Origin of the sequence: Stenotrophomonas sp. HMWF003, from assembly GCF_003061285.1 — a bacterium.
GTDB classification, from domain to species: domain Bacteria; phylum Pseudomonadota; class Gammaproteobacteria; order Xanthomonadales; family Xanthomonadaceae; genus Stenotrophomonas; species Stenotrophomonas maltophilia_AP.
In genome coordinates, this window is sequence record NZ_QAIW01000303.1 from 3323 (window position 1) to 6513 (window position 3191).

2 protein-coding genes and 1 pseudogene are annotated in these 3191 nt (G+C 67.2%); 1 reads left to right on the forward strand and 2 read right to left on the reverse strand.

Annotation, left to right across the window (positions count from 1 at the left end; translation table 11 throughout):
* Positions 1–607 (forward strand): annotated as a pseudogene (locus tag DBR34_RS21810) (SEL1-like repeat protein); the annotation flags it as partial.
* Between the two features lie 47 nt (positions 608–654).
* Here the strand turns inward: DBR34_RS21810 and DBR34_RS12475 are convergent.
* Both DBR34_RS12475 and DBR34_RS12480 read right to left on the reverse strand, forming a co-directional pair.
* The gene (locus tag DBR34_RS12475; protein ID WP_128097029.1) at positions 655–1788 is read right to left on the reverse strand and encodes a hypothetical protein; all 1134 of its coding nucleotides are present in this window, start codon (positions 1786–1788) and stop codon (positions 655–657) included.
* Between the two features lie 162 nt (positions 1789–1950).
* Positions 1951–3191, reverse strand: a 1241-nt coding sequence (locus DBR34_RS12480; RefSeq protein WP_128097030.1) for a TonB-dependent receptor, incomplete at its 5' end; no start/stop codon positions are given.

A 3191-nucleotide genomic window follows, 5' to 3' on the forward strand; every position in this document is an offset into this window, starting at 1 on the left:
CTTCCCCGCCTTCATCGATCCGGCGCAGGAAAGCGTGTGGACCGAACGCGCCATCGCCGCCGGCGACCTGGTGGTGATCTACAACCGCGCCTGGCAACTGGGCGTCGCCTTCGAGCAGACCCCCGACCCGGCCCTCCAGCAACAGTCGCGCGCGCTCTATCGCCGCTGCGTCGATGAGGCCGCGCCCCACGACCGGGTCTGGCGGCCCGCGCACAAGAACCTGGCGGTGCTGCTGTACCAGGGCGAGGAGGACGCCGACAAGCAGGAAGCGGTGTTCGACCTGCTCGGGCCGCTGTGGTGGCGCGGCGACAGCGCGACCCGGGCATGGGCGGCCAGCTTCCTGGCCGATGTCTTCCACTTCGGCAACGGCGTGCCTGCCAACGCGTTCCTTGCCAAGACATGGCTGGAGCGCGCCGCCGACGCCGAGCCGGACAACGACGACGTGCTGCGCATGCGTCCGCTGATCGACGGCCAGGGCAAGCTGTTCGGGGCCAGCCGTGCCGCGCGCCAGCAGGCCCGCGACCGCGAGGCGGTGGACCTGCGCAGCTGGCAGCTCACCTTCGGCCAGCATGCCGTGCCCGACCGGCACGACGTCCAGCCGGTCTGAGCCGGGGCAGCCGACCAACGGTCGGCGCTATATGGGCGCGCGCGGCGTCAGACGCAGCCGCGCGCTTTCAACACGGCCCAGCGTTCCGGGCCGATCGCCTTGCGCAGGCCCGGCAACGGATCGATGCTGCCGGTGTTGTCGGCCACCGCCACCACGAAATCGTCGGTGGTGTTCAGCAGGGCGCGGCGCTCGGGGGCATCCAGCCACGCCGCCACGTTCTTGAGCACCCGCATGGCCGATGCGCTGCTTTGGCGCAGTTCCATGTACTGGCTGTGGCGTTGGCAGGCCTCGGTCAGTGCTGGCTCGGTGAACCAGTGCTCTTCGCCGTCGCCCTGCACCGCGCGGATCTCGTCGGGCGCCCACAGGTAGTACCGCGCCTCGTCGTCGCCACGGTCCAGCACCGCCTGCCGGTACGGCTGCCGGCCCCACACCAGGAAGGGCGGCCAGGCCGCAGGCACGTCTTCATCGGTGAAGCACAGCAGCAGGCAGTACAGCGGTTCGCCGGGCGGAATGCGCGGCAGCTGTGCGCTGATCGCCTCGATCAGCAACCGCTCCACCTTGGCGGTCACCGTGGCCAGGGTTTCGCCCGGACGCGGGCGCTGGTACTCCAGGCGGGGTTTGCCGCTGCGGCGGCCCTTGGCATCGAGGTACTCCAGCACGATCGTGTCGAGCTGGCCGACCTCGTTGTAGGTGTAGACGTTCTGGCACCACCAGGTGCGCTCGCGCCTCGACCAGTTTTCGATCACCACCCGCTGCAGCCGGTCGCCCTCCCAATGGTAGGTCTCGTTGAAACCGCGATCGTCGGTGATCAGGTCCAGCCCCTGCAGCTTGCCGTCGTGCTCGCGCCATTCCCAGCCCGATTCGATGTCACCGTCGTCAAACGACAGGCTGTGGCGTACACCGGGTGCATGCAGCCACGCGGTGGTGGTGCCGCGTTGTCCGCATTCGATCACCACCCGTCCCTGCGCATCGAAGCCATGCCGCACATGCCTGGCCGGGTCCGCCTTGTCATCGGCGACCCACCGTGCCTTGGGGCCGCCCTGCTTCTCCTGCAGGAACGGGGTGGCGAACGCCATCGACTCGGTGGCCCAGCGCCACTGCACCACTGCGGCCCTGCAGTCGGCCACCAGTGCCTTCGCAGCGGCGGGATCTGAGTACGTCGCATACAGCTGCCGGAGCATCGTCAAGGTCCTTTCAACGCGTGGCATCGGCGCAACCGCGCGCCCGATGCGGGCCGGGGACCATAGCACGCAACGCACAACGCCCTGCATGAGCAGGGCGTTGTGGGGATGGCTCAGCGTCAGCATCGGCAGCGCGCGAACGCGCCGCCGATGCAGCCGAACTTACCAGTTCATGTTGAGCGAAACGCCCACGGTGCGCGGTTCGTTGTACACCGCCGCCATGTAGTTCTCGATCACACCCTTGAGGTTCTTCTCATTGGTGATGTTGCGCGCGAACAGGGCCACTTCCCACGCACCGTAGTTGCCGGAGTAACCCAGCTTCAGGCCGCCTTCGAAGCTGCCCTTGGAGTTGAACTCGGCCGAGTCGTACAGCACGAAGCTGGTGTAACCCTGCTTGTTCCAGTCGGTGGACACGAAGAACACATCGCTGTCGTTGACCGGCACGTCGTAACGCGCAGCCAGGTTGATGTTGTACTTCGGCGCGTTCGGCAGCGGGTTGCCGTTGATCTGGGCGAACGTGTTCGCACCGACCTTGATGGTCGGGTCGTTCACGGTGCACACCACCGCGCCGTTCAGGGCACACACCTGGGCGTACACGCGGTCGTCCTGGATCTCGCTGTGCAGCAGGCTCACGCCGGCGCTCAGGCTCAGGTTCGGAATCGGGCGCAGCTGCATGTCCGCTTCCAGGCCGTAGGCCTTGGCCTTGTCGGCGTTGAACAGCACGCCGTTGCCGTCCGAATCGTTGCCGTTGAGCTGGATGTCGTTGACCACGTAGGTGAACGCGGCGGCGTTCACGCGCAGGCGGTTGTCCCACAGGCTGCTCTTGATGCCCGCTTCCCAGGACAGGATGGTTTCCGAATCGGCGGTGGTGAAGTCGGCGTTGAACACCGCCGAACGGCCCTGGATGGTCGGGCCACGGAAGCCACGGGCCACGCGCGCATACACGCTGAACTGCGGGTTGAACGCGTACATCGCGCTCACGTCCCAGCTCGGGGTGGTGTCGGCCATTTCCACGTCGGTGCGACCCTTGTAGGTCACCACGCCCGCGGCGGTGTCGGCGGTCTTGAGCAGGCGGGTGTGCTTCTCGTCGCGGGTCTGGCGCACGCCGGCGGTCAGGGTGAACTTGTCGGTCACGTCATAGCTGACCTGGCCGAAGCCGGCCCAGGAGGTGTTGACGTTGCGCAGGCGCACCCAGTTGTTCGGGTTGCGCGCGTTGCCCTGCAGGAACCAGGCGCGCTGGTAGAAATCGGTGGTGTCGCGGCCATCGAAGTAGAACGCACCCACCTGCCACTTCAGGCGGTTGTCATCGCCATTGGCCAGGCGCACTTCCTGGGTCCACTGGTCCAGGTCGCGGATCTGACCCATCGACTGGCCATAGCCGTTGGGCAGGCCGTTGACCGGGT

Bases quoted from the DNA above. Each gene is read 5' to 3' on its own strand.
- DBR34_RS12475 (WP_128097029.1), bottom strand. From the start codon at position 1,788: ATGCTCCGGCAGCTGTATGCGACGTACTCAGATCCCGCCGCTGCGAAG.